At 55.3% G+C, this 25,560-nt stretch carries 26 protein-coding genes; 14 read left to right on the top strand and 12 right to left on the bottom strand.

Annotated elements, in window-relative coordinates; genetic code table 11:
- Positions 1-41: 41 nt before the first annotated feature.
- Positions 42-824 (bottom strand): sulfite exporter TauE/SafE family protein, encoded by a 783-nt coding sequence (locus CKV99_RS10840; protein WP_092260589.1) that lies wholly within the window; start codon positions 822-824, stop codon positions 42-44.
- 57 nt (positions 825-881) lie between these two features.
- Complete coding sequence (locus CKV99_RS14340; protein WP_157728441.1) at positions 882-1,055, bottom strand: hypothetical protein; 174 nt, start codon at positions 1,053-1,055, stop codon at positions 882-884.
- A gap of 384 nt (positions 1,056-1,439) precedes the next feature.
- Between CKV99_RS14340 and CKV99_RS15125 the strand changes: the two genes are divergently transcribed.
- The 3 genes from CKV99_RS15125 to CKV99_RS10825 all read left to right on the top strand — a co-directional run bounded on the left by CKV99_RS15125 (position 1,440) and on the right by CKV99_RS10825 (position 4,281).
- A complete protein-coding gene (locus CKV99_RS15125) occupies positions 1,440-1,670 on the top strand; it encodes a helix-turn-helix domain-containing protein (RefSeq protein ID WP_092260593.1) in 231 nt (76 codons plus the stop codon).
- 522 nt (positions 1,671-2,192) lie between these two features.
- Complete coding sequence (locus tag CKV99_RS10830; RefSeq protein WP_092260595.1) at positions 2,193-2,798, top strand: TetR/AcrR family transcriptional regulator; 606 nt, start codon at positions 2,193-2,195, stop codon at positions 2,796-2,798.
- A gap of 187 nt (positions 2,799-2,985) precedes the next feature.
- Entirely contained in the window at positions 2,986-4,281 is a 1,296-nt protein-coding gene (locus CKV99_RS10825; RefSeq protein ID WP_092260597.1) for an MFS transporter, read from the top strand.
- Between the two features lie 259 nt (positions 4,282-4,540).
- Here CKV99_RS10825 and CKV99_RS14335 read toward each other — a convergent pair whose 3' ends face one another.
- Positions 4,541-4,732, bottom strand: a complete 192-nt coding sequence (locus CKV99_RS14335; RefSeq protein ID WP_092260599.1) for a hypothetical protein — start codon at positions 4,730-4,732, stop codon at positions 4,541-4,543.
- A gap of 373 nt (positions 4,733-5,105) precedes the next feature.
- Between CKV99_RS14335 and CKV99_RS14995 the strand changes: the two genes are divergently transcribed.
- Both CKV99_RS14995 and CKV99_RS10820 read left to right on the top strand, forming a co-directional pair.
- Positions 5,106-5,228 carry a hypothetical protein gene (locus CKV99_RS14995; protein WP_256232276.1) on the top strand — a complete coding sequence of 41 codons (123 nt, stop codon included), beginning with the start codon at positions 5,106-5,108 and terminating at the stop codon, positions 5,226-5,228.
- 39 nt (positions 5,229-5,267) lie between these two features.
- Positions 5,268-6,368 (top strand): IS630 family transposase, encoded by a 1,101-nt coding sequence (locus CKV99_RS10820; protein ID WP_095114742.1) that lies wholly within the window; start codon positions 5,268-5,270, stop codon positions 6,366-6,368.
- Positions 6,369-6,387: 19 nt separating this feature from the next.
- On the opposite strand, the gene CKV99_RS10815 is transcribed toward CKV99_RS10820, so the two are convergent.
- Together CKV99_RS10815 and CKV99_RS10810 are read right to left on the bottom strand one after the other, a co-directional pair.
- Complete coding sequence (locus tag CKV99_RS10815) at positions 6,388-6,639, bottom strand: hypothetical protein (protein WP_092261063.1); 252 nt, start codon at positions 6,637-6,639, stop codon at positions 6,388-6,390.
- Between the two features lie 159 nt (positions 6,640-6,798).
- Positions 6,799-7,848, bottom strand: a complete 1,050-nt coding sequence (locus tag CKV99_RS10810) for an ABC transporter ATP-binding protein (RefSeq protein ID WP_092261065.1) — start codon at positions 7,846-7,848, stop codon at positions 6,799-6,801.
- 178 nt (positions 7,849-8,026) lie between these two features.
- On the opposite strand from CKV99_RS10810, the gene CKV99_RS10805 reads away from it, so the two are divergent.
- The 3 genes from CKV99_RS10805 (at position 8,027) to CKV99_RS10795 (ending at position 12,234) form a co-directional block, all read left to right on the top strand.
- Positions 8,027-9,295 (top strand): Fic family protein, encoded by a 1,269-nt coding sequence (locus CKV99_RS10805; protein ID WP_092261067.1) that lies wholly within the window; start codon positions 8,027-8,029, stop codon positions 9,293-9,295.
- Between the two features lie 179 nt (positions 9,296-9,474).
- Positions 9,475-10,917: a hypothetical protein gene (locus CKV99_RS10800; protein ID WP_143063499.1), complete on the top strand. Its 1,443-nt coding sequence runs from the start codon at positions 9,475-9,477 to the stop codon at positions 10,915-10,917.
- An 81-nt stretch (positions 10,918-10,998) separates the two neighbouring features.
- On the top strand, positions 10,999-12,234 hold the full coding sequence (locus CKV99_RS10795) for an MFS transporter (RefSeq protein WP_092261073.1): 1,236 nt from the start codon (positions 10,999-11,001) through the stop codon (positions 12,232-12,234).
- A 233-nt stretch (positions 12,235-12,467) separates the two neighbouring features.
- Here the strand turns inward: CKV99_RS10795 and CKV99_RS10790 are convergent, their stop codons facing one another.
- The 7 genes from CKV99_RS10790 to CKV99_RS10760 form a co-directional block, all read right to left on the bottom strand.
- Positions 12,468-13,058, bottom strand: coding sequence for a hypothetical protein (locus CKV99_RS10790; protein ID WP_092261075.1), 591 nt, complete (start codon positions 13,056-13,058; stop codon positions 12,468-12,470).
- Between the two features lie 214 nt (positions 13,059-13,272).
- Complete coding sequence (locus CKV99_RS10785) at positions 13,273-15,030, bottom strand: ABC transporter permease subunit (RefSeq protein ID WP_092261077.1); 1,758 nt, start codon at positions 15,028-15,030, stop codon at positions 13,273-13,275.
- Positions 15,031-15,065: 35 nt separating this feature from the next.
- The gene (locus tag CKV99_RS10780) at positions 15,066-16,595 is read right to left on the bottom strand and encodes an ABC transporter substrate-binding protein (protein ID WP_231910016.1); all 1,530 of its coding nucleotides are present in this window, start codon (positions 16,593-16,595) and stop codon (positions 15,066-15,068) included.
- A 128-nt stretch (positions 16,596-16,723) separates the two neighbouring features.
- Complete coding sequence (locus CKV99_RS10775; RefSeq protein ID WP_231910015.1) at positions 16,724-17,488, bottom strand: ABC transporter ATP-binding protein; 765 nt, start codon at positions 17,486-17,488, stop codon at positions 16,724-16,726.
- Complete coding sequence (locus CKV99_RS10770) at positions 17,485-18,186, bottom strand: ATP-binding cassette domain-containing protein (protein ID WP_157728439.1); 702 nt, start codon at positions 18,184-18,186, stop codon at positions 17,485-17,487. The genes CKV99_RS10775 and CKV99_RS10770 overlap by 4 nt, the downstream gene beginning before the upstream one ends.
- Positions 18,187-18,243: 57 nt before the next feature.
- Positions 18,244-19,308, bottom strand: coding sequence for an alpha/beta hydrolase (locus CKV99_RS10765; RefSeq protein ID WP_157728437.1), 1,065 nt, complete (start codon positions 19,306-19,308; stop codon positions 18,244-18,246).
- A 62-nt stretch (positions 19,309-19,370) separates the two neighbouring features.
- Positions 19,371-20,624 (bottom strand): ATP-binding protein, encoded by a 1,254-nt coding sequence (locus tag CKV99_RS10760; protein WP_092261084.1) that lies wholly within the window; start codon positions 20,622-20,624, stop codon positions 19,371-19,373.
- Between the two features lie 50 nt (positions 20,625-20,674).
- On the opposite strand from CKV99_RS10760, the gene CKV99_RS10755 reads away from it, so the two are divergent.
- From CKV99_RS10755 to CKV99_RS10730, 6 genes are all read left to right on the top strand, one after another.
- Positions 20,675-21,121, top strand: coding sequence for a hypothetical protein (locus CKV99_RS10755; protein ID WP_092261086.1), 447 nt, complete (start codon positions 20,675-20,677; stop codon positions 21,119-21,121).
- A 54-nt stretch (positions 21,122-21,175) separates the two neighbouring features.
- On the top strand, positions 21,176-21,484 hold the full coding sequence (locus CKV99_RS10750) for a transposase (protein WP_231910014.1): 309 nt from the start codon (positions 21,176-21,178) through the stop codon (positions 21,482-21,484).
- 276 nt (positions 21,485-21,760) lie between these two features.
- Positions 21,761-22,258 (top strand): IS3 family transposase, encoded by a 498-nt coding sequence (locus CKV99_RS10745; protein WP_095114741.1) that lies wholly within the window; start codon positions 21,761-21,763, stop codon positions 22,256-22,258.
- Between the two features lie 23 nt (positions 22,259-22,281).
- On the top strand, positions 22,282-23,616 hold the full coding sequence (locus CKV99_RS10740) for an IS256 family transposase (RefSeq protein WP_197697175.1): 1,335 nt from the start codon (positions 22,282-22,284) through the stop codon (positions 23,614-23,616).
- Positions 23,617-23,639: 23 nt separating this feature from the next.
- Positions 23,640-23,837, top strand: coding sequence for a hypothetical protein (locus tag CKV99_RS10735; protein WP_092261170.1), 198 nt, complete (start codon positions 23,640-23,642; stop codon positions 23,835-23,837).
- A gap of 940 nt (positions 23,838-24,777) precedes the next feature.
- On the top strand, positions 24,778-25,560 hold the full coding sequence (locus CKV99_RS10730; protein WP_231910237.1) for an ABC transporter ATP-binding protein: 783 nt from the start codon (positions 24,778-24,780) through the stop codon (positions 25,558-25,560).

Below are 25,560 nucleotides of genomic sequence, written 5' to 3'. Positions count from 1 at the left end.
ACCCCGGTTGGGGGTAGGTTTGCATGCTTATCGACGCTTGCTCACAGCAGCTGCCGCACTAGTGCCACCAGCGCGACGACTACGATGAGGAGACGGAAAACCCCGTTGGGAAGGCGTTTGGCAATGCTTGAACCCAAGAAACCTCCGATCAGCCCGCCAGCGGCAATAACCAGCACATAACCCCATAGCACCTGTGCTCCCATGAAATAGGCGATGATGTATACGGCTGCGGCGGTGACGTTGACAAATAGCGAGAGATAGTTTTTTACTGGGTTGACGTCTTTAAAGCTGCGCCCTGTTCCCACACCCAAAATCGCCATGTAGAGAATGCCTTGGGCGGCGGTGAAATACCCGCCGTACACAGACGCGAGTGACATGGGGGCGATGATGGAGGGGCGTCGATAAGCGTTGCCCACCGGCCCATGTTCCTGCACCGTTTTGTCTTTATTCGCCCACCGTGCCAGCCGGGGCTGGAATATCACCATGAGCAGGGCCACCACGATGAGGATCGGGATGACAAAGTCGAGGGCTTCCGAAGGTGAAAGCAGCAGCAGAATCGAACCCGACGTGGCGCCAAGGATGGTGAATAGCGTGATCGGGGTCAGGTGCGGAAGCTCGCGGGCAATTTCCTTGCGGTAGCCCAACACCGAGCCGATGGAGGTGACAGTCATGCCGATGGTGTTGGTGCGCACCGCAACCCCGGGTGGTACACCGAGGCTGAGCAGCACCGGAAGGGTCAGCAGTGAACCGGAGCCGATAGCCGAATTGATGATTCCGGCAAGCATCGCCATGGTGAACAGGAGGGGAGTGGTAAGGGCGTCCATGCGCTGGAAGTATAGTGTGGAAACCGGTGTTACCGGTTTCTGTTGTATAGCGATGGTTTAGGTATCTCTTCTGTCCAATTCCTTCGATATCTTCTCGACATCTTTCGCGATCCGTTGGACATCGCTTTGAAGATTGGCCAGTATCTTCCCGCCTCTAAAGACAAGAAGGACCACGAGGACGATGATAATGACAGGAACGAAGAGAGTCGCACCGATGATGAGTATTTCCATGAGTCTGACCTTAGCCTTACAGGAGAACGCTTCCACATGCGTCTTTATTGGTGGATACCGGTGCGAGGGCTGTTGGCAACGCTATGAATAGGGGTGCGGGCGCAACTTTAACTGTGGATCCTAACTTATTCATGACTTTCTCCTTACGGGGCTTGGGGGACATCAGTATGTCCCGGTCGGAGTACCGATCCGCCACTGTGGGCGCTTGGTTTCCGGAGTGAAAAGCACGTTTTGTGCTTGCAGGAAATTTTAACGTTCCTGACATTTTGCTGTCAATGGTTTAGACATTTATAGACTGACGAGGGTGGTGACGTAGTGAGTGTTAAATCTGTTGCTAAAGTGCTCGATGGTCATCAGGGATTGAAATCGGGGTCATCGTGGGTGATGCTAGCACTCGCTTATTATGCGGATGAGCGCCACTCTTGCTTTCCAGGCCAGGGCAAGATCGCTGCTCGTACCCGGTGTTCGAAGCGCTCGGTGGTCTCGTACCTGAAAGAACTCGAGGAGATAGGTCTAATCTCGATTTACGTCGGACTTACAACAATGGAACTGGCAGTATCCGACGGACGTCGAACCGGTATGTTCTGCACCTTGATCAAGTCTTTCCTCTCGTAGATGCAAGATCTGCACCGACGAGAGAAACCGCAGGCCAGGGCAAACGTGCAAATAGTCCATTATGTTTTTAGGTGCTCCACCTGAGGGTCCCGAAGATTCATTGCCTGTCCCCTCACATTGGGGCAGGCTATGTTTGTTTCCGTTCCTTCATTTAGAGGAACACACGTCGCTGGCTTCGGTATGGCTAATTACTGTCCCTGTCTGGAAATGATCCGGGGGTGATGCCGCCGAAGGCAGTGACATACTCCAACTACTGATAGGAACCTGACCGCACGATCCAACTGCGTGAAGTCTCAAAGTAATGTGGATGCCAGTGCACACTATGTCTGACTACCAGCGACGAATCGATTACCCACTATTCATCGCAAGGAGGTCACCACGATGGCATTCGAATATGGTCCCCACCGAGAACCGTAGTACTCGCCTGGGGGTCGCCTTGGGCCGAAGGCTTCGGCAACACGCGTCCGGCGCGGTTGAAGCTGATCGAGTTGGTTCTGGTCCCGATGAGCTACCCTGTAAGTTATGAAGCGAACGGCCGAGGACGCGTGGAAGACGAAGCAAGCGATCCTGGAGGCTTCGCTAGGCGCGTTCGCGGAGCATGGTTGGCGAGGGGCGACATTTGAGGTCATCGCACGTGCAGCCGGAGTATCGCGCGGGGCGCTGAATCATCACTTTGCCTCCAAATTCGCGTTGCTCTCTGAAGCGCTCCAGTACGGCTGGTCAAAGTTCGGAGACAGACTCTTCGCTGAGGACACCACCTCGGACAGCGCGACCGAGAACCTGCGGGTCTTGCTACGACGCTACATTCAGTGGCTCCAGGGCGATCCGAAGTTCCGTGCCCTCGTGATCACAACGGTGATCGTGGCACCGCAGGCATCAAGCAGTGACAACGCCGAGAAGAGCGACGCCCTAGCTTCCTGGAAAAGGCAGATCGAGAACAGTCTAAATGCTGAGGAAGATCTCCCAGTACCTCGAGACCTCGTCGCTCGAAACGTGGTGGTGTTCCTTCAGGGCCTAGCCGTCACTGCCATCACAAACCCCGGCGATCTTCCGGCAAGGTCTTCGCTCGACTCCGACATTGACTATCTGGTTCATGGCTTCCTAGGTACGGGATTCGGTTCCGAGTAGACCGGCCCGGCATTTCCAACTTCGCGGGGCGGTTCGCCCTACGTCCTTCATCGGAACCCCTGTGCGACGCTGAGGGCAAGGCCCCATCATAACCGATGCATCGTGCACGGCACTGCCCGCGAAGACTTGCTACCACTTTACATACAAGCTAGCCTGTATGCCAACCTGCGCATTTTAAGGAGACATTGTGAGCAACTCCCCGCCAAACGCCCTTCCCCCTAGAACGCTGTCGGTCAGGGCGCTCGTTGTAGCCTCACTCGCATTATTCGTTGATAACCTCGTCATTGGCTTGGCGGTCCCTGTCCTTCCCCTACTGCCCGCAGTCGTCGAAGCGGGACCAGCCATGACGGGTGTCCTGTTCGCCTCGTACGCCATTGCACTTGTCCTTGCCGCATTACTAAGCGGCCGCCTAGTTGATCGGGTAGGCCCGAAAACCCCCTTGCTCATCGGCATGGTCGGACTGGCAGCAGCAACTCTCATTTTCGCGATCGGAGAGCCTTACTGGCTGCTCCTAGTGGCTAGATTTGCCCAAGGCGTTGCTGGCGGAATGTCTTGGGTCGCCGGACTCGCACTAATCGCTGCCACCACCAGCTTTGATAAGCGCGGAATGGCAATGGGCATTGCTATATCCACAATTACGCTCGGCGTCCTCATCGGCCCCCCTGTTGCTGGCTTCATGGTCGAAGAGTTTGGAACAGCCTCCCCGTTTATCCTCGCAGCCTGTGTGGCAATTCTGGACGGCATCCTTCGAATCACCCTAGTTCGCAACGTCCCACGTACCACTGACGACACCGGCGGTCCCTTGACGGTGCTTCGAGTGCCAGGCTCCTGGTCCATAATTATTGCCATAGCAATAGGGGCAGCCGTGATAGCCGCTCTTGAACCGGTACTGCCCGTGCATCTAGATGCAAGTCCGCTGCTTATCGGCCTACTATTCGCCCTAGCTGCGCTTGTCGGAGTTATTGCCAACCCGATCGTAGGGGCGATGGTTTCACGTGTTTCCCCCCGCCTACTTATCGGTCTCGGCATTGCCTCAGTAGTGGCCTCGCTGCTGCTGGTTGGGTGGTCTACACCGATCTGGCTGATTGCGGTCGGAATGGGCTTGCTTGGGGCTGCGGCAGCGTTCCTTCAGGCCCCGGCAACAGCCCTAATAAGTGTTCAAGGCTTCCGCTCTCAGCCTCCTACCCTCGGTGGATCATACGCACTCTACACGCTTGCGTACGCGGTCGGACTCGCAGTCGGCCCTCTCCTAGCGGGATTCGGTGTTGAGCAGCTCGGGTTCGCTGGCGCAATGACCGTGACGGCAGCCCTGCTTGCAGTCGTTGGTGTCATCTCCTTGGGTCGCCTGCCAGGAATGCCGACTGGCCAGCGTCAGATGCCTACGCCTCAGCCCCGACTCAAGCTTGACCCAAGGTGCCGATACGCAGAGAGCCGCATCCCGGGAACTTGCGAAAGCCCTGCTGGTCTTTCGGCTCGGGGATGACGGCGTCGCTCCGGTGACTGCGCTGATGCGCGCGATTGGCCTGCAAAGAGTATGCCTTATCACGCAGCAGCACTGTCGGCCGGGTACGCGCGGTGCCGGAGCCGGGACGCTGGACCCACAGCTGGTCCATGAGCCGATGAGCATCAGAAAGTCACGGTCTTGGCCGGCGGTTCACATGGTCACAACCAGCAGGCCGTGACCGTCGACGAGCTGGTGCGTTGTTGTCGACAGCTCAACCCAGGACCGGCCAAATGTGTGGTCAGATGGCTCGACGTCCGGATTCGTATACTTCGATGAATCCCTTTTCTAACCGCGTGATGTCTGTAGCGTGCAGGTGAGCCCGCGCGATCGTGGAGACCACCGACTGTGAGAAGTCGGGCAGGCCGGTAGCGTCAGCGTGGCTGCTCAGGCGGGCCAGGACGGTGTCCCAGGTGAGGAGATCAGCGATCAAATCCCACAGAGTACGGAAAGCACCTGAAACCGAGGCATGCGCTCAGCTTCTAAGTCACCGAACCACATCATTATCAGACACGACCTAGGTCGAGTTTTGCCCGTTCACGCTTACAGCACCCCTGACGTTGTTGGTGTCATCGTAGAGGCAGGGCTCAATGACCGGCCTTGGCTAGTCAACACATGGCTAGTCAACACATGGCTAGTCAACACATTGCGTCAGCTTTCATGTAAACCTCTCGCAGGCTCTGCAGTTCCAGAAAAGATTAGGGACGCGGCGGTCGCGAGAGTGTATCGCGCATCATCAGAGACTTCGGCGCTTTTCAACCTGGTCCTCCGCAAGCCACAGGTACTCGATTACTATTGAGGAACGGGTGACAGCAATCGAAACCAGTGAATTTTCGGAAATCCAGCGGATCATTGATGAGCACAGCAAGATCTTCGTCGCCGTTGGCAAAGGGGTTGAGAAACCCGATGGCGTTCGGTCACTAGTGTAGGGTCCTGTAAATAGGTTTGTGGTGTGGTAGTTTTGGTGTATGTCACATGCTGCTGCCGCGCTTGAGGTTACTGAACAGCAACGTCAGGGTTTAGAAGAAATCGCGTCATCTCCGTCTCGTCCGTATCGGGAGGTGATTCGTGCTAAAGCCTTGCTTGCTGCCTGTGATGGGGTGGCTAATCTTGAGATTGCCAGGCGGTGTGATGTTTCGGCGGTCACTGTTAGGGCGTGGCGTCGGCATTTCCAGCAGCACGGTTTAGATAACTTCGGTGCGGTAGCACCTGGCCGGGGACGGAAACCGACCTATAGTAACGAGGACTATATCTCCATGCTGGAGATGCTGTTTAACTCAGAACCACCGGGTGGTGATAACCGGTGGAGTGCACGAACCATGGCCGCTGCCTGCGGGATGAGTAAGTCAACAGTAGCCAAGATCTGGAAATCCTTAGGTATTGCACCGCATCGTACGGATATATTTAAACTGTCGAATGACCCGGAGTTTACTGAGAAACTCGTCGATATCGTAGGTCTTTATCTTAATCCCCTGGAGAAAGCTGTCGTGTTGTGTGTGGATGAAAAATCCTCTATCCAAGCCTTAGATCGCACACAACCATCACTACCATTAAAACCGGGACGTGCAGGAACAATGACCCATGACTACAAACGACATGGCACCTCCACCCTGTTTGCAGCACTAGATACCGCCACCGGAAAAGTGATCGCGCGAACCACCAAACGACACCGTAACCAGGAATTTCTCACCTTCCTCCGCCAGATTGATGCCACAGTGCCAGACGAACTCGGTGTTCATATCGTGTTAGATAACTACGCCACTCACAAACACTCCAACATCAAAGCCTGGCTCGATAAACATCCACGGTTTATCTTCCACTTCACTCCCACCTCCTCATCATGGCTTAACCAGGTCGAACGATTCTTCGGCATCCTGACCGACAAAGTCATCCGCAATCAAGCCTTCCACTCGGTAGCCGACCTCGAACACAAGATCATGGACTGGATCAACCACCGGAACATAAACCCCACACCTTTTACCTGGGTTAAAGACGCAGAAACCATCCTGGCCACAATCAACCGCGCACGCACCACCCTTGAATCCACCACTAACCAGAAACACAATTAAAGGACTCTACACTAGCACCTCACTTGTCTCGAAGGTCGGAGGAAGATGTCGAGCTTCCGACGGAGGAGGCGTTCAGTATCCATTGGACTTGATGCTCGACTGCAACAACGGGAGCGGAACTCTGATCTTCGCAGCAGTGGAGGTGAAGGCCGTCGAGACGCTGGTCTGCTACATCGTCAGCAAATCCGTTCCATGTTCCCATCACTAGCGCTGACGTGAGAGCCGCCGTGTCTGCCAACGGCTCTTCGGATAGCGACGAAGTCAATGCCATTCGCTTTCTCCTTTCTCCAGGTGAAGCGCTGTGCTGTGGACACTCGGTGCCAGTGCGGTCGAACCGTAGGTCGGACGCAACCGTTGTCCCGTTACATACGAGTCATTCTGTATGAGTGCTCGGGAGGTGGACCATCAGCCGAGCAATGAGCAGCAAGCGCTAAACGACGATACGTTGACCCGTCTGCTTGGAGAACCGGTGGGCTTGAGTGCTGTCAAAGGCCACTGTCGCGGTCTCGCCCATCCGTGGGACGTGGCCCTGTGGCACCTTCGCAACATAGCGGACACCCTCGGAGGTGACATACACATAAGCCTCAGAGCCCAGCTCCTCCACCAGCTCCACTGTGCCCGTGCGGGTGGACCAACCCGGGCGGGCAGTTTCCGATGCGCTGCCAGTCCCGGCGGGGGAATCGTCGATAAGCAACTCCATCGCCTCAGGCCGGACCCCGATGCGAACGGATGGGTTGGCCGGGTCGTCGAAAATGTTCATAGCGGGCGAGCCAATAAACCCGGCGACGAACTCGTTGACCGGCTCGTTATACAGCTCCTTTGGTGGGGCGACCTGCTGGAGCTCACCATGGTTTAGCACGGCGACGCGGTCGCCCATGGTCATGGCCTCCACCTGATCGTGGGTGACGTACACCGTGGTGGTGTGCAAACGACGCTGCAGGGCGGCAAGCTCGGCGCGGGTTTGCACACGCAATTTCGCATCAAGATTCGACAGCGGCTCATCCATGAGGAAGACTTTCGGTTCGCGCACAATCGCCCTGCCCATTGCTACGCGCTGACGTTGGCCACCCGAAAGGTCTTTCGGCTTGCGGTCCAAAAACTCGGTAAGGCCTAGCAACTCGGCGGCCTCGTTGACCTTGGCATCAATCTCGGCCTGGGGCAGCTTGGCCAGTTTCAGCGCAAACCCCATATTTTTTGCCACCGACAAATGCGGGTACAGGGCGTAGTTTTGAAACACCATCGCCACATCACGCTCGCCCGGTTCCAGGTTGGTCACGTCGGTATCGTCGATAAGTATACGCCCGTGGCTGGTCGGCTCAAGGCCTGCCACAGACCGCAACGTGGTCGACTTCCCGCAGCCAGAAGGGCCCACTAGCACGAGGAACTCGCCGTCGTTGATGTGCAGATCAAAATCCTTCACACTCGGCTCATCCGCGCCGGGGTAGGTGATGGAGACGTGGTCGAAAGTAATCGCTGCCATGAAGCGAAACTTTAGCAGGAATGAGGCGGTAGGCAGGTGGTTTATTGGGCGGAATGCCATTGTCTGTCTGGCAAGGGCAATCTTGGCGGACCAGCCGAACTGGAAACTAACTTTAACGGTTAAACTTAGCTTTGAGTGTTGGTGGACAAAGGTTAAGCCTTAACCCTAAGGAGGGGCCGTGGCGCACATACAGCAACAGTGGGTGCCCCGCGACGGGCCTGGTATTGGAAGGAAAGCGCGACTAGGTGGGCAATATTTAGCGTACGTTCCAGAACCTCTGGAGGAAAGTAAATTCACCTTTTCCACGGCGCTTTCGCTCCGTGCTGCGAATCTGGAACGAAAGCTCATACAGCTTCGCCACAATGAAGGTGCTGTGGGGGTGGAGGGTGTCTTCCGTTTCCTCATGAGATCTGAGGCGATCTCCTCGTCCCGAATTGAGGGGCTCGCCCCAGCGGCGGATAAAGTTGCGATCGAAGAGCTCAAAGGCCAAAACACTGCAAATGGGGGCAATCGTCCTGCACAGCTGGTGGCACGTAACGTGACTATTCTGCGACAACACGTAACGGCTCTGGCGGATAAGGAGTTCATAGAACCGGATGACATTATCGCGTTGAACACCCGGCTACTTGCGCTTGATAGCCGCGCTGGTTTTCGTGCGGTTCAGAACTGGACTGGTGGAGATGGATCATCACCAATCAATGCAGATTTTGTTCCCCCACCAGCTAATAAGGTCGCCGACCTCATGACAGATTTGTTGAAGTATGCTTCGGGCGCGTTACACGGTGGGCTGATTCAGGCAGGAATTGTACACGCCCAGTTTGAAACGATTCATCCCTTCGAGGATGGCAATGGACGCATCGGTAGGGCGCTGATCCAGCTGATCCTTATTCGTCGAGGGCTTCTGCGTTCTCCATCGTTGCCAGTCAGTCTGGTGCTTGGTACTTGGTCTGATCGTTATGTTCGTGGGCTGACGGCTTACCGGGAAGAGGGCAGCGGCGGAGTAGAAGAGTGGTTGACGGTATTTTTCGACGCTGTCGAACAGGCCATCGTCTTGTCTGAGGAGATCTCCACCGAGGTTACGTCTATCAAACAGCGCTGGATTGAGGAAATTAATACATTCCGGGAGGGGCGGGGGAAGCGGAAGCTTCGTATCGATTCGACCGAGTACCGGTTAATTGATTACCTACCAGCAATGCCTGCGGTAGATGCGCCGTTTGTGGCAAAAGCCCTGGGTGTCAGTGGGGTAGCGGCAGGTTCGGCGCTCCAGGCTCTTGAATCAGCGGGAATTGTTCGTAAACGCTCTATTGGTAAAAGGGCGACAGCGTACGTTGCCAGTGACCTCATTGACGTTTTGACTTGGGCCGATCGGCGCATGGCAAGTACCCAGTTTGATACCGCTGTCTCCCCTCCACAGGGCAGGGCGGTACCGCAGCCTCCAAGCGGATAGCTCAAGTCTTCTCCCGGGAAATAACTAGTGGATCCACAGTTTTTGGACTAGATTGGCCATTGTATTCCCCTCCACACATAAGTCACCCGTTCAGCGGACTGGCTGTGGAGGGGTTTGCTTTCCTCAAGGACCGTGAAGAGGGTCTTGACTGTGAATGAGCGGAGCTTGAAACTCATCCCATGGAACAAACACAGAAGACTCAATCCAAATCTCCAACAGTGCGTGATGAAGAGCCGACCGACTGGTGGCAGTCACGGCTAGGAGGATTCGCTGCGAGATTTAGCTTTTTTACTTTGGTCTGCTTAATTAGCGTCCTGAATGGTTTTCCTCTTCTGGATTTGGTGTGGTTTCGAGTTTCTGAAGATGCGAGTCGACTTAAGCCCGCTCATGTTTCAGCAATATTTACCTTGGCAGTAATCACGGTTGGAGTAGCACTACTGGCACATTGGTGCATTCCTGCGCGCCATCTGCCCCCGGCTCGGACCACCGTAGTTCTGCTTGGTACGTTGCTTGCTGTTGAATTTCTGAGATGGCAGATTGGTTACTGTGACATGTTGGGGCAGAAAAAGAGTGCCGTTCTTGGTCACTTTTTGTGGGTAACATCATTTTTTATCATCGTGGTGTGGCAACTGAAATTGCATCCACGGCAAGCGCAGGGGTCGACAAGGGAAAAAATACGATGGCATAACGATCAAGTTGAGAAGTTCCGGAAAAGGTCCGAAATATACCAGCGAGTTATTGTTCCTTACGTGTCAGCAATCCTGGCAGCACTCATTTTAAATTTTGGCCCAGTTTTACAGATCGGCTTGGAAGCTATGGTTCCGCAGGAGCGATTAGTCGGATTGAATTTAACGTTTTCCTTGCTGATGGCTGTCCTCTCCGCTTGCTGGTTCTTCTTGAGAGTAGGAAAAAGAAAACACCAACGGGTGCTTATTGATGCGTCGAATGAATTCTGGAAACTCTTATTTGTGATCATAGTTTCTAGTTTGTTGACAGGTCTTGGAGTGTTTCTGCCGCCACAGACATCTGTCATCGGGGTACTTTTATCGCAGGTATGGCTTCTTTTTGCCGCAATGGTCACTGCCGTTGTCACAACGTCCATCGACCGGACCGATGGAAAATCCGTGCGCTACCAGCAGGAGAATGACGGGGTTATATCGTATTTTGCTGGTGATCAGCGGTTTTTCGAGGTTGACCGCCTCAAGGGGCTAATGTCAATTAGTTCACACCCCGTTGGAGTTAAAGTCAATACGAAAGTTTTCCTTAAAGTCCTCGACGGTGATCTAGACGACGCATCACTATCACTCAAGCTCAAGAGTGATACCGAAGGAAAAGTCTCTGTCGCGCGTGCAGTCTATTCTCAGCGAGGAAGTACGTACCTCATGCTTGGACCAGCTATAGGCTGGCCTGTTCTATTGTGCAAGATCAGGTACTTTATCGGCTATTTTACCTGGTTAAAAGCCGCTAGCGAAGCACCTATCATTTTAGGCAGGGAACAAAATGGCCAAGGTCATGCACCGGTAGTGATTTCTCCCTCGAATGTCCCTGTGGAAGGGGCGGTAGACACGGAATCTGGCGGCGATGATACGTGTGAACAAGAAGAGTCTAGCCGGGTGAAATAGGCAGGTTTGAGTAACCCGGTTCAGGAGGGGGTAGGTAACTCTAAACCCCTCACCTGCGAATCTGCTAGGCTGCGGAGTACAATGCATGCTCTTCGACAATGGGTGAATTTGCCTGCCACGGTGCAGTTGCTGTTGGTCACCCAGATGCTGTTTAATATCGGGTTCTACCTGGTTGTGCCGTTTCTTGCTCTGTATATGACGGACTCGTTGGCCGCTTCGGCCGCCATGGTGGGTTTTGTGCTGGGGTTGCGCACATTTTCTCAGCAGGGCATGTTTTTCGTCGGCGGGGCACTGGCGGACTGGTGGGGTATCCGCCCTGTCTTGCTTACCGGTATCGCCATCCGCATTGCCGGTTTCGCGTTGGCTGGCTACTCGACGTCGCTGCCGGAGTTGATCGTTGCTGTTATCTTCATCGGGTTTGGGGCAGCTCTGTTTTCTCCCGCGATGGATACTGCCTTGGCGTTTTATGGTGTCCGTCTGGAGGGGGTCAGCCGCCAGGATCTGTTTGCTATGGACGCCTGGTTTTCCCGCATCGGGGAACTGGTTGGGCCAGTGTTAGGCACCGTGCTAATTCCGTTGGGGTTCCAACTAGTTGCCTATAGTGGTGCGGCACTTTTTGGCATCATTTTTGTGCTGCATCTGCTGATCACACCAGCTATTGAGACACCCACGCGCCAGTCCGCGCTGACTGGTTTTAGGGAGGTGTTTTCAAACAAGAAGTTTGTTATTTTCGCTGTGGCCTATTCGGTGTATTTGGTGGGCTATAACCAGCTGTACCAGGGGCTTCCGGTGGAAGTGGAGCGGGCCTCCGGCTCGCAGGCGGCGCTTGGCTCCATGTTTATCATCGCCTCGGTTGTCAGTGTGTTTGGCCAAATGCCATTGAATGGTGTGGCGGCGCGCATGGGCCGCAGCCGCGCGATCGGGGTGGGGTTTGCCATTCAGGCCGCCGCGTTTGTGTGGGTGGCGGTGACGAATTGGTGGGACAGCCTGGCGGTGGCTGTGGTGTTCGTCGTTACGCTCAGCGTGGGGCAGATGCTGGCTGTGCCCGTCTCGCGGGACCTGGTTGGTGTGCTGGCGCGGGAGCGTCGCTTGGGTACGTATTTTGGAGTGCTGAACTCTTTCGGCGGGTTGGCTGTGCTGATTGCGGCGACCGCGGTGGGCCCGCTTTACGACGACCCATCGAGCTCGCGCGCTTGGTGGGCGATTGCTGTGGCGTTGTTGATTGCTGGCGTGGTGGCAGTGTTGGTGGCTCGTACTGTTCCACCCGCCAGCTCTGCCTACCCGGACGAGCCGGACGAGCCAGACGAATCAGCATAAGGCGTAGCTAGTTTAATGTCCTTTAGTTGAGTTTCTGTTTCGTGCTGGACTCAAAAGTGGTGCCTGTGTGGGCTATTTTCTTCAGGATGGTTTCTGCGTCTGCTACCCAAGTTAAAGGGGAGAGAACGGTGGCGTTATGAGGTGGTGAAAGATAGCGTGGCGGTGGTGGTCACGGTGTAACCTGGACTCCCTCCCTGCAGGTTGACGGCAAAGGACAATAAGGTTGGTTCGTGCTAGGATTCGCCAGTGTTTTTCGGTTTTTCCGATGATCGGGGCGAATTGCTAAATATAGCTGCGAGTCCAATGATGTCGATGGCTGTAATCACCCCTGCGAACCACGGATGGTCTAGATATAGGGCGTATCCAGCAATTATTAAGACACCGATGACTGCAACCAAACCATACCTCCGGCCTGCGTTAGCATTCTTAAGTGGCTCTGTGTATGGGTACGTGCGCTGGATATAATCTGCTTGCACCCCTTTTTTCATAGAGTCAATGTAGAACTCATATAATTCAGGGGTCTCCTCACGCATTTTCGCCATGGTGGCTTGATCTGGAGTTAATACCGGTAAGTGAAGATGGTTCTCCTGAAGATACGCACTTATTTTTGCGAGGAGGACGGGATCTTGGCGGGCTTTATCGAGATCGAAGCCCTCAACAGGGTCTCGTTCAAATTCCCTTCCAGCTTCGGTGGAGGCATCAGTTTGCGAATCGCGTCCATCGTCCAGGTTCCCTCCGTGTCGAATAGGGAAAGAATTCCCACGCGAATTCCCGGCCATTTCGGAATCTGTGGAACTGGTACGTTCAGGATTGTCACTTGTCACTCCCTCCTTTTCCTTTCTTTTCGCAGGCTATAAGTTCTTTTCGTGGGCTAGCCCCATCATAACCAAACCAACATGTCCTAGTTGCGTCGTTGATCCACGCTACAGTAGTTTCGCGATTTTCCCAAAGCTCCGGCTCTAAGTATGAAAAGGACTTCGGCTTGGCGCAGCAGTAGCATGTGACTTACACCAAAACCACCACATCACAAACCTATTTTTAGTGCGCGGCTAGTTTAGGTTCAGCCTGATCAGCAGGGGTTGCAACGACTGTTTTAGGTGCTCGGGGCGGAAGCGAGGAGAGGCTAACCGCCAGGATGGAGACCAGCACCAACGCGCTTGCCGCAGAAGCTGTGGCCCACGGTGCGCTTTCTGCGTAGTTCACTGCCCCGGAAAGGATCAAGCCCCATTCCGGGGTTGGTGGGCTGGCACCCAGGCCAAGGAAACCAAGGCCAGCGATTGATAAAGCCGTGCCAGGGAAGCGTAGTGCGGCGTGCCGGATGAGGGCGGGAAAAACATCGGGGATGAGGTAGTGGGTCAGCGTGCGCGCTTTCCCGGTTCCTAGGATTGGCAGCATTTGAATATATGTTCGTGATTTGGCCTCATCAAGCAAAGCGACGGTATGAGAAGCCAGTGGGGCCCACCGCACCAGCATGACAGCAAGCGCTGCGCCTGCCAGGCTGGGCCCGGTCACAGCGGCCATAATAAGTCCCGCGATCGTCGCCGGTGCCGCATTGGCCACCTCGATGAAACCCACCCCGGCGCGCCCCAATAAACCGAAGAGAAAACCAATAAGTAAACATCCCAGGGTGACCAGCAGCGCCATTCCGACGGTACCGAATGTGCCGTGGGCGACTCGTGCAAGCAGGTCACGCCCCGAGGAGTCTGCGCCGAAAGGTAGATGCCAGCTAGGGGTTTCTAACCTGCCGTGGGCGGTGGAGTAGGGGTCGCGAAAAAGACCTGCGATGACGATGGCTGCTAATAGTCCACCACTGACTAGTGGCACGATCAGGTCGCGGCGCTGCCGGTAGCGGCTGGGTGCCGGGACTGGAGCGGACTGTAACTTGTGGGCTGGCCCCAACAAGGCTCGGCGCACCAGCTCTGAGCCGATGCCGGCGAGCACGGCGATAATCAGTAGCAGGAGTACCCCGGCCTGGAGCGCCGGGATGTCTTGAGAGGAGGCTGCCGACAGGGTGGAACGCCCCAAGCCGGGGATGGCAAAAATTTCTTCTACCGCCACGGCCCCGCCGGTGAGTCCCACTATAGCTAGGCCTATCTGGCTGAATACTGAAGGTAGCCCGCGGCGCAGTACTGCAAGGCCGAGTCTGGTGTTGCTGGCACCGGCTTGGCGCCAGGTTTCTACCCAGGGTTCGCGGAAGGTGTCGTGCAGCGCGTCGGAAAGCAAACGCCCCAGGTAGCCACCGGTGGGGATACCTAAAGCCAGCGACGGCAGCACCGCATAATCAAGACCGCGCCACCCAAAGGGTGGAAACCAGCCCAGCCACAACGCGCCGATAATCAGCAGGAATGTGGCCAGCAAGAAGCTTGGCAGCGAGGTCAGCAGAACCGAGACCAGCCCAGACCCGCGAGAGGACCTCCCGCGCAGGCCCGTGACCATAATGGGCACACAAACCAGCGCGGCAATCACAAGAGACACGACGAGAGCAAAACCCATCAAGGTCAAGGACACACCCAAGGCACGAACCATGCCGGGGCCGATGGGTTGGTTACTCACCCATGACGTTCCCAGATCACCTGTGAGCAGGCCGAGGAACCAGTCAAGGAAGATCTGGACAGGCCCTTGGTCAAGGCCGAGTTCTTTGCGGACTGCCGCCAGATTCTCTTCTGTGACCGGCAGCTCTGCGTAGCGGGTGCGCAAAATGGTGTATTCGGGGCTGGCGGTGCTCAACCAGGGCAGCAGCCCGATGAGCACCAACAAGCCCAAAATTGCGACGAGGCGGGAGACAATTGTCATCATCGAAACGCACTACTGAATCGAGATACTGGGTCGACTTACTGATTCGACGCGGTCGTTGTGGTGGACTCTGTAATCAGGCGGCGTGATAGCGGGTCGTGGACCACGCCGTTAACTCGGTCAGATTCGCCATTAAGACCAACCTCGTTGACTAGGGGCAGGCTTGCCAAGCGACTGAGCAGTGCTGCCTCAACATCCATGATTGCCTTCTGGCGGTCCGGGCCGACTTCGGTGCTCGCAGCTGTGTCGATGAGTTGATCTACCTCCGGATCGCAGAACAGTGAGAGGTTGTAGGAGCCATCGCAGCCGTAGTCGGAGGTAAGGAAAGCTACCGGGTCGCCGGAATCCAAAATGGTGTTGCGTGAGAGGATGAACAAGTCAAATTTTCCGTCGAAAGCATCTTGTTCGATGTAGTCATAGTCGCGCACTTCCTGGGTGACTACAAAGCCGGCATCTTCTAGGTATTGCTCAATGCGTACTGCAAGTTCTGGCAGCTCCGCACGATCGGTGTAAGTGGCTAGCGTGATCTCGGTGCCTTTAACGTCTTCTGGGGAAGCTGCTGGTACGCGTTTTTCAAGCTCCTTGGTGTAGTCATCCTCGGAGCGCAGTGGCTGTGCCCACGGTAGTGCGGGCCCGAAAAATCCTTCGGCCACGTCCCCGTAGCCCTCAAAAACAGTATCTACCAGAGTGGATGTGTCAATAGCTTCTGCGGCTGCGGTGCGCATTGCCGGATCGGAGAACACACCAGAATCAGTGTTGAAGTGCAAGGTGGTGGTGCGTGCTGTTGCTACCTCCACAATGCGTTCTGGGTCAACTTCTGTCAGCGTGGTCGGTGAAAGACTTGTCACCACGTCGGTGCCGGTGCGAACAGCCGCGCTACGTGCCGTGGGGTCAGGGATGAATTGGGCTTCAAAGCCTGCCAGTGCTGCGGGCTCGCCCCAGTAGTCGTCGAAAGCTTCCATTGTGGCAGACGAGTTGCCATCAACAGCAACAAGTTCGAATGGTCCGGTTCCGTGCCCGATGGGATCGATGGTGCCATCACCGTAGGCGGCCTCCGCCAGAATCATGAGATTGGGGGAGGACAGCATTTCGGCGACCAAGGGGTCTGGCTGCGCACTTTCGACGATCACATCTGTGCCATCAGCGCTGAATGTGTAGTCCACACTGTCAAGCACGCGGGGCTGCGGGGAGGCGGTGTTGGCGAAATTGAGCGCGTCAGCTGCTTGCTGTGCTGTCAGCTCGGTTCCGTCGTGGAACTTCACACCGTCTCGGATGGTAAATCGCCAGGTGGTCTCGTCGATTTGTTCCCAAGACTGCGCAAGTAGTGGTTGGGCAACATTGTCCTCGTCAAGCCGGGTGAGTGTTTCGCCGACTGCCCACTGTGAGAGCATCAAAGCATCGTCGGAAAGCGGGCTGAGGTTGGAATCTGGGGAGGACATTCCTCCGATGGTGATCCGGTTGCCGTCTGCTGCCTTATTACCTGCGCTGTCTTCGGCGAAACAGGCGGAGGTAAATAGGACGCTGCTGACGACAGCGGTAACCGCGATCTTTTTGAGTACAGGGTACATTGTGTCTCTTTTCTCGAGGATAAAGATTGTAATTATTTAGTTGTATCACAGAAAAGAAATCATTTTCATCTAGTTGGGTGTTAAGCAGAGGCCCGGATTGCTCTCAGCCACAGCACCGGGCCGCGCCGCTAGATGCGCGGCATTGCTGAGACAAGCCGAACCGTTTCGTCGTGTTGGGGATCAGACACGATCTGGCTGGTCGGGGCCCGCTCGACCACTCTCCCTTGGTGCAAAACTATGGCGTGGTCACATAAAAAGTTGGCGGCATCAAGATCGTGGGTGACCAGGACGATGGACACGCCCTCCAATCCTGCGAAGGCAGATAAGACTTCATTGCGGAGGGGCAGATCGAGCCCCGAGACCGGCTCATCCGCCAAGATCGTCGTAGCACCCGTGGCCAATGCGCGGGCGATAGCCACGCGCTGCGCTTGACCTCCGGAGAGCTGATGTCGTCGACGAGCGAGAAATTCCTGCCCCAGCTGCACCTGCTCCAGCGCGCGCGACATAGCAGCCTCATGATCGCCTGGTACTTTCAGCTGGCGCAAAGGCTCAAGGATCAGCTGGCGTACCGTCATCCGGGGATCAAGAGAGGAAGCCGGGTCTTGCGGGATGTATTGCACGTGCCGACGATAGTCGCGTAACGACGCCACTGGCCCCGGTTCAATCGGGGTGCCCTGGTAGGTCACCTGCCCTGAAAAGGGAGCTAGTTGGGCTAAGAGCACCTTGAGCAGTGTTGATTTTCCGGAACCGGAGCGGCCGATGATACTGACTCGTTGGCCCGGTGCTACCACGAGATCGACGTTGTGAAGAACAGGGTTGTCGGCGCGATACCCTGCCACGATGTTGGTGGCCCGTAAACCGTTGGTAGTAGAAGTGCTGATTGAAGTTGTCACGCTGGAACCTCGTGGCGTGAACGTGCGATGTCGATCAATTCTTGGGTGGCGGCATGTTGGGGAGCGTTGAGGATCTCTTCGCGGCTACCGTGCTCCACTATCATTCCATGATCGACTATGTAGAAATTCTCGCAGCAGGCAGCCGCCAAAGCGATGTCATGGGTGATAAACAAAACCGTGGAGTTGTGGATGGAAGCGAGAGCGTTGACCACGGCTTGCTGGTTGATTGGGTCGAGGGCACTGGTGGGTTCGTCGGCGACGATTAACTCTGTGCCAGCGAGTACACCCATGGCGATTGCTAGGCGCTGGCGCTGCCCGCCTGAGAGCTCTGCCGGGAAACGTTGAAGCACGTCCTGGGGTGAGTCGAAACCGAGCGTTGCCAGGGTGTCGAAGACTTTCTGGCGGTCTGGTTCGGCGATAGAAAGCTGGTGGCCCATCCGTACTACGGGGTTAAAGGCATCAGCCGAGTTCTGGTGGATCAATGTGGCCCGCTTCGGGGCGTTGATAGTGCCACTGAGCTTCAAGGTTTGCGGAACGCGTGACGTCAGGGCTGCCGCGATGAGAGATTTTCCGGAACCGGAGCGACCCAGGAGGGCGGTGTGAGATCCGGGCAGTTCGAGCGAAACATCATTGAGGAGGGTGACACCATCGTGCGTGGTAACGGTCACCCCGGCCAGAGAAATAGGATTTTGGCGCACACAATCAATCATAGACCAGAATGTCTGCGCGCGAGGCCCGATTATGCCCAGGCTGGTTTAGGTCCCGATGGCAGGCCCAATCACCTTCCACGATTCACGCATCGACTCCTCAAACAGGAAGAAGGAGTGTGCCCCGTGAGTCGGGGTATAACGGGTGACATGGAGGCCAGCGTTACGGGCGTGCGTCGTAAAGTACTCGGAACATGCGTGAGAGCCAAGCTCCACCAGGCGGGGACCGATCCAGATCGGCTGCAGGTCGCGCTCACGTGCGCTGGGGATACCGTGGGAGGAGGAAACAAACAGGGCCGTATTGCGCAGGCGATCCAGATTGCGCACAGGGTTATGGGCGTTCCAATTCGGGCTGTCCGGCAGGCCCCACGCGTTATGCGACGAGCCACCCGCAGTGCCAGTAATCACGGACGCGTACGCCCACCCGAACGCCCCGCCAGTCGACGGGCACCCAGAATAAGAGGCTGCCGCCTTAAACCGGCCAGGGTTGTGGGCGGCCAGATCCATCGCGCCACTACCCGAGGCAGAAATCCCGCCCACTGCATCGCGTCCGTTGCCGTGGAACTCTCGGTCAATCACGCTGGGCAGTTCGTAAGCGATGAAAGTAGTCCACTTGTAGTTGCCTAGAGCGGGATCAACGTTTTCCCAATCCGAGTAGAAGGAGCGCTGCCCACCCAGCGGAGTGATCACATTAACATGCTTGTCGGCGAAGAATTGCTCGTAATTGGAGTTGATGGCCCAGTTCTGCCCGGCTTGACCACCTTCTGAGCCGGACAGAAGGTAAAAGGTAGGCCGTGGTGCATGACCAGGAGCGATCAAGGCCATGCTCGTAATGGTGGTGCCCATCGCTGGGGAGTAAACGTCGATCTCCCATCGGTTTCCGTGCAGGTGGCGTTTAGCGACAAGGTGCGCGCCGGATACATCAGGGGCGGTGACATGAGGCCCGCGTGGGCCATGGCCGGAAGACATGTTGGCCTGCGCCAGTTCGTGGCCGATGGTGCTGGACATGGCGGCCTCAGGCGGGGTTGCCAGGGCGGCGGAGGGGCCGATGAGGCTTGCAGTGACAACAGCGAGGGCGGTGGCTATGCCCGTCACCATGCGACTAATTTTCATGCGCTGAACTTTACCCACTAAAAGCATCCCCGGCAATTGACAGGATCCTTGTCGGTTAAGCACTAAGGTCCCAATGCATTAATCGGTACGACGAGCACTCCGTCAGGCCGTCGATAAGCGACATCGCCTACGGTCACCACAATTAACGCAGCTGGTTCACCAACTCTCGTCGTGTCGATCGTCTCAGCAAAATGGTGCAGATTTGCCGCAGCCGCATCAATTTGGCCCTGGCCCAACTTCACCTTGACAGCGCACCAGCGCCCACGCCGGTCCTGGACAATAGCGTCCGCCTTTCGTCCGGAAGAATCTCGGTAATGGTACACGGTGGCATCTGCGATCTGGGCATAGATACGCAAGTCACGCACCACCAAAGATTCGAACAGGAATCCGGTGGTGTTGAGGTCATGCAGTAGCGTCTCGGTCGATGCGCCCAACGCTACTGCGGCAAGAGACGGATCCACGAAATGTTGTTTTGGCGATGATCGAAGAGTTGCTTTGGAGCGCAGGTGAGTTCGCCACGCTGGCTGTTCCTCGACCAGCCGTAACCGATGGAGGGCGTCAAGATAGATTGGAATTGTATCTCGATCCACACCCACGTCCTTCGCAATTTCTGACACCTTGACTTCGGTTGCCGTATTGCGTGCGATGGACTGCATCGTGGCGGTAGCGGTATCGGGGCTTCGCCGGGGGCCGATCAGTGTTGGAACATCAAGGTGTGCGGTGTTCGCCAGGTAATCGCGGAGGTACTTCATCGCACGAGCCTCATCCGCGTCAAGCAACGCCGGCCATCCTCCGATCACGATGCGTTCTACCATCTCAGGCACAGTCATCGGGTGGGATTGGTGGGTGGAAAAATCACCGCCGAGAATCTCGCGCAACGATACTGCTCCCGATGAGTGGTGGGTTTCGAACAGGCTCATTGTGCGCTGGGCGATGACCGAAATCCGGCCTGCCCCGGAATGCCTGCGAACCTCGTCATTTGGGGTGGAAGACCCCGTCAAAATGTACAGACCGGGTGTACCAGTCCTGTCGTCCACGGCGCGTCGCGTGTGGTTCCACAACTTTGGAAATTCTTGCCACTCGTCGAGCAGGACCGGGGGTTCATGTGAAAATAGGATTTCGGGTGCCACCTCAGCAAGCGCGCGAGCCTGGGGGTCCACGTCTAGCCGGTAAATTGTGTGTGCCACTTGGGAGGCGGTTGCGGTTTTGCCGCACGCCTTCGGGCCTTCAATGAGCACCGCGCCGTTCGATTCGAGGGTTTGCCTTAACTCGGAATCGGTAACTCTAGGCTGGTAGCTTCCTGTGGTTTGTGACATGCGCTTATTCTACATGTTCGGCACTTTGTGGACCTGAGATTCGGCACTTTGTGGAGCTGAGCTTCGGCACTTTGTGGAATCGGGGATTGGGCACGCGGGTTCCAAAACACCAGAAGAATCGCTTAACGACGAAGCGCCCCTCGGAAACCTGGGATGTGTTTTATCCGGGGTACTATATCGTCGAAGAAGGGGACAGCGCTTTAGGGGCCGAGCCGGTTGGTAAACATTATCTCAAGAACGAAGGCTGGCACTTTGATGATATCGGATTTGATCTGCTCGCTCGGGATGTGGAATACCTTTCCGCCGGAAGGTGGGTTTATCGAGGTAAGCCAGAGTTGCTTATTGCCAATGCCTATTTGGGCGCTGGCTCTTCAGTAACGGTTGACTGGGAGTCTTTGCAATCTAAAACTCTCTCGCCCGACAACCTAATTGATCTGCCGGAAATAATTGAGACCGTTACCAGGGACCTAGAACACGGGTATGAACAAGCCAACTGAGGTGTCATGATTCTTTTAGACGTTGAAACCTTAACGATCTGGAAGGATAGTTTCATGCCTCGTATGTATTCTCCTCAGTTCCGGCAGCAGTGTGTCGATGCGGTGTTGACGCTCGGTAAGAAACGCGCTGATGTTGTCGCTGAATACGAAATCGCTAAGTCAACCCTGGATCGGTGGATCGCCCAGGAAACAGGGACACTTGGTACCGGTTCCGGCAGTCACCGCAAGGCTGGTGATCCTGATTCTGATGACCCGCAAGAGATGGCGAAAATCATTGCTGAGCTGCGTAAAGAAAACGAGTTTTTAAAAAAAGCAGCAGCCTTGCTTGCCAAGGAGATCGAACCGAAGACAAATTCGAAGTAATCTACCACTTCGACGAAGAAGGCCGCCCCAACCCCACCTACACCGTGACCATGATGTGCACAGCCTTACAAGTCTCCCGCTCAGGCTATTACGCCTGGCGAGCACGCCTTGACTGCCCACCAGCACCATCCACTCCACGTGGACACCGACAGGCAATCGCCCTACTAGTCAAGCAAGCCTTTGCCAACCACAACGGCTTTGGTGGGGTACGCACCATCTACGCTGATCTGCTCAGCCGCAAACATCAAGACCACCAAATACGCGGTAGCCAAGGTTATGGCAGACAACAACCTGGTCACGAAACGCCGCCGCGCATTCAAAAAGACCACCATCGCAGACCCAAACGCCAAACAGCGCAGTGACCTGCTCCAACGCCGCTTCAACGCAGCGATGCCGACGACACACCTATGTGGGGATATCACCTACCTGCGTACCGGCCAAGGGTGGATGTATCTCGCCACCGTCATTGATTTAACCACCCGGATGATAGTTGGTTGGCAAATCGGCGAACGCATGACCACTAACCTCGTTGAAGATGCACTGGTCATGGCACATAAGGCTGGGTATGTTGCTGGCAACGCCATATTCCACACGGATCGTGGTTCGCAGTACACCTCGAAGCAATTTGCCGCTGCCGCCTGTCGGATGGATGTGCGTTTAAGCATCGGTGAAGTCGGAGTGTGCTGGGATAATGCGGTAGCAGAGTCGTTTTTCTCCACACTGAAACTGCGATGGTGTCAGATGGTTTGTGTGTGGGATACCGATCCTGCATGAGGAGATGAACCACAATGACGACTATGACGCGACGTGATCCAGAGGATAAAGCTCGGATTGATGCTATTGAGGAGAAACTGCTTGCCAATCCTGAGGTAGCTAAAATCATCAAGGAGCTTGCAACCTCTACTACGGATGCCAATGAACTGGTCAGGGGCATGCTGCAAGCCTCGCTATCGGCAGCATTGCAGGCGGAAATGGATGTCCACCTCGGCTATCAGTCTGGTGACAGGGCAGCCAAAAACGCTGCTCGGGCTGATAACCACCGCAATGGCAGCTATCCAAAGACCGTGGATTCTAACTATGGGCCTGTCACCATTGATGTGCCCCGTGATCGGCAGGGGACGTTTGTTCCGACGATGGTGCCTAAAGGAGTACGTCGCCTGACCGATGTCGATGACATGATCGTTAGTTTGTATGCCGGTGGGATGACCATCCGTGATATCCAACACCACCTAGCCACAGCCTTGAAGATCGATGTGTCGCATGAGACGATCTCTGCGGTTACTGATGCAGTGCTCGACGAAGTACTGCAGTGGCAAAGCCGCCAGCTAGATGAGTTCTACCCCGTGGTGTTCCTCGATGCACTGCGTATCAAAGTCCGTGATGGTGGGCGAGTGGTCAACAAGTCTGCTTATCTGGCTATCGGGGTGGATATGGACGGTATTAAGCACATCCTGGGTATTTGGATTGCCAAAGAAGAAGGAGCCTCGTTCTGGGCACAGGTCTGTTCCCACCTGGCTAACCGGGGTGTTAAAGACGTTTTCATCGTGTGCTGTGATGGGTTGAAAGGCCTGCCAGAAGCAGTCGAAGCGACCTGGCCGAACTCGATGGTTCAAACCTGTATCGTCCACCTGATCAGGGCAGCCAACCGGTGGGTTGCGTACGGGGACCGTAAAGCAGTATCAGCGGCTTTAAAGCAGATCTACACCGCTGCTGATGAGGACCAGGCAGCGCAAGCGTTAGAACACTTTGCTGCAACTGAGCTGGGGCAGAAATATCCGCAATCAGTGAAAGTGTGGCGCGATGCGTGGGATCGGTTTATACCGTTTCTACAGTTCCCGCCAGCAGCGAGGAAGGTGATCTACACGACGAATTCGATTGAATCGTTTAACAATCAACTACGTAAAGCCACCCGTAATAGGGTGCAGTTCACTAACGATGAATCCGCAGTCAAGACGCTGTGGTTGATGATCTGCAATATCGAAGATCGCCGTGCCGCCAAACGAGCCAAAGAAGGCAAAAAGGTTGCTGCCACAGCCGGACGCCTCATAGAAGGTGCACGCGTGGCAGGGTGGAAACAAGCCATCAACCAAATGTCCGTAGCCTACCCCGACCGCTTCCAAAACTACCTATAAAATCAACCCCACACACAAACAACTTGACACCCTCGAAACTGCACCTGCTGTATGAACGGAAGCAATTCGCGACTAAATTTGACGCCCGCTACGAAGTTGGCCACTGGATCGAAACCTACTACAACCGCCGCCGCATCCACTCCTCCACCGGAATGATCCCCGCCCAAGCAATGCGCCAATTCATCACCCGCTGCAAACACGCCACCAACCCCGCAGCCTAACCCCCCACAACCAACAATAAAACAGTTTAACCGTCTAAAAAACTTGACACAGCCCAGCTGGGGGTGAAGCTAATTCGGTAGACGGTAGGCGTTTCATCGATCTGGGTTGGGGCAGGACCATTTTGGCTCAAGTTTGGTTTCCCTTTCTATTTTGGGCGCTAATTTTGCCATCACAATTTTTCTTAGGGCAACCTCTTGACGAGTCATGGATGATTTGCAAAAATCCTACACAAGGTGTATGAGAAGCGACGCTAAGGGGTTGCCTGAGCATCTATTCGTAGCCCATTGTGTAGCTTGGCTACAACTACCAGAAAGGGTACTGATGAAGAAACTACTCGCAACGCTTGCTGTCGTACTTTAGCGCTTACCAGCTTGGTGTCGCCCGTGCACGCAGCTAGTGTTCATGATGATGTGTCTTGGGTGACGGCTAACAATCCCTCTACTGGACCAGACGATACTTCCGGAGGAGTTGGTGGCATTCAGCCTTTAGGGATGACTCCAAGCGCACCTAGTGGATGCAGGTTTATTGTTTGGGAGGTCAGTCAGAATGCAAACGGCCCCTGGCTGGGGGCGCGAGGCGGACGTGAGGGGTGCAGTAACTGGGCCACTTACAAGGTTAAAATTATGAAGCATGTTCGCTTTGCTCCCGATAAGGTTGTCGCTGTTGCAGATGGGGCAGGTAACTCTACGGCTGTAGCAGTGGGGAGGTGTGCTGGTCGAGGAGCCTATTATACTCGGGTTGAAAGTTCGACAGGCAACAGTTTCGACAAGGGCGAGCGTAGGGTTCTGTGTTAGGTATTCCTGTAGAACCGCTGTCCGTGAAGACAGCATGACACGACTACAGGCAAGTACACATCTAGTAGAAACGTATCACTGAAACCCTGATTGATTTTGTGATACGTTTCTTTAATTTCTATAAGGAGGGGTTTGGTTGATAACGGTGAAGGGCGTAAGCCATGTATACGGAAGGGGTGGAGGTGCAGTAGAAGCCCTTGACAATATCAGCGTTACTTTTTCTTCCGGCACCACGGCTTTACTGGGTCCCAATGGTTCAGGGAAATCGACGCTAATGAACATCATTGGAACCAGTATCTCACCAACTCAAGGAGACGTATTTTACAACGATACTCGCGTAGATCGGGCAACGGTCGAAGATTATCGGGCTCAACTTGGTGTAGTTCCGCAGCATATTTCATTGCCTAAACGGATGCGCTTGTCTGAGGTGTTGAGCTATCTGTGTTGGGTTCACAAAGTGCCCGCAGCTCGTAACCGGCAACTGATTGATTCTGTGCTCGAACGACTGGATCTAGCGGAGAAACGCAACTCTCGCGTCGGGGAACTTTCGGGTGGTCAGCTTCGACGTGCCGGTTTCGCATGTGCGTTGTTACACGAACCATCAGTGCTGCTGTTAGATGAGCCGACAGTGGGTCTTGACCCGGAGGTGCGGGTAGAGATTCGCCGATTGATAGCGGACATTGCTACGTCCGCAACCGTATTGCTTAGTACCCACTTGTTGGAAGATGTCCGTTTTCTTGATCCGGAAGTTGCGATGATCAAGGCCGGTCAAATAGTGTTTTCCGGAAGTTACGCGCAATTTACTGCTACTCTTCCCAATGGCAAAGCTTCACGTGATTCCTCCATAGAACAGGCATACCAGCAGATGCTGCATGCGCATCCTTCTGTGTCGACGGTTGTCAAACAGAAATGTGATCCAAGGCGGTAG

Source organism: Corynebacterium cystitidis, from assembly GCF_900187295.1.
Taxonomy (GTDB): domain Bacteria; phylum Actinomycetota; class Actinomycetes; order Mycobacteriales; family Mycobacteriaceae; genus Corynebacterium; species Corynebacterium cystitidis.
The sequence above is the reverse complement of the archived record's forward strand: the minus strand, read 5'-3'. Positions and strand labels throughout refer to the sequence as shown.

Bases quoted from the DNA above. Each gene is read 5' to 3' on its own strand.
- CKV99_RS10810 (WP_092261065.1), bottom strand. From the start codon at position 7,848: ATGGCAGCGATTACTTTCGACCACGTCTCCATCACCTACCCCGGCGCG.
- CKV99_RS10745 (WP_095114741.1), top strand. From the start codon at position 21,761: ATGGCAGACAACAACCTGGTCACGAAACGCCGCCGCGCATTCAAAAAG.
- CKV99_RS10765 (WP_157728437.1), bottom strand. From the start codon at position 19,308: ATGAAAATTAGTCGCATGGTGACGGGCATAGCCACCGCCCTCGCTGTT.
- CKV99_RS10800 (WP_143063499.1), top strand. From the start codon at position 9,475: ATGGAACAAACACAGAAGACTCAATCCAAATCTCCAACAGTGCGTGAT.
- CKV99_RS10840 (WP_092260589.1), bottom strand. From the start codon at position 824: ATGGACGCCCTTACCACTCCCCTCCTGTTCACCATGGCGATGCTTGCC.
- CKV99_RS10830 (WP_092260595.1), top strand. From the start codon at position 2,193: ATGAAGCGAACGGCCGAGGACGCGTGGAAGACGAAGCAAGCGATCCTG.
- CKV99_RS10820 (WP_095114742.1), top strand. From the start codon at position 5,268: ATGTCACATGCTGCTGCCGCGCTTGAGGTTACTGAACAGCAACGTCAG.
- CKV99_RS10740 (WP_197697175.1), top strand. From the start codon at position 22,282: ATGACGCGACGTGATCCAGAGGATAAAGCTCGGATTGATGCTATTGAG.
- CKV99_RS10815 (WP_092261063.1), bottom strand. From the start codon at position 6,639: ATGGCATTGACTTCGTCGCTATCCGAAGAGCCGTTGGCAGACACGGCG.
- CKV99_RS10795 (WP_092261073.1), top strand. From the start codon at position 10,999: ATGCATGCTCTTCGACAATGGGTGAATTTGCCTGCCACGGTGCAGTTG.
- CKV99_RS10780 (WP_231910016.1), bottom strand. From the start codon at position 16,595: ATGTACCCTGTACTCAAAAAGATCGCGGTTACCGCTGTCGTCAGCAGC.
- CKV99_RS10750 (WP_231910014.1), top strand. From the start codon at position 21,176: ATGCCTCGTATGTATTCTCCTCAGTTCCGGCAGCAGTGTGTCGATGCG.
- CKV99_RS10760 (WP_092261084.1), bottom strand. From the start codon at position 20,624: ATGTCACAAACCACAGGAAGCTACCAGCCTAGAGTTACCGATTCCGAG.
- CKV99_RS15125 (WP_092260593.1), top strand. From the start codon at position 1,440: ATGCTAGCACTCGCTTATTATGCGGATGAGCGCCACTCTTGCTTTCCA.
- CKV99_RS14340 (WP_157728441.1), bottom strand. From the start codon at position 1,055: ATGGAAATACTCATCATCGGTGCGACTCTCTTCGTTCCTGTCATTATC.
- CKV99_RS10785 (WP_092261077.1), bottom strand. From the start codon at position 15,030: ATGATGACAATTGTCTCCCGCCTCGTCGCAATTTTGGGCTTGTTGGTG.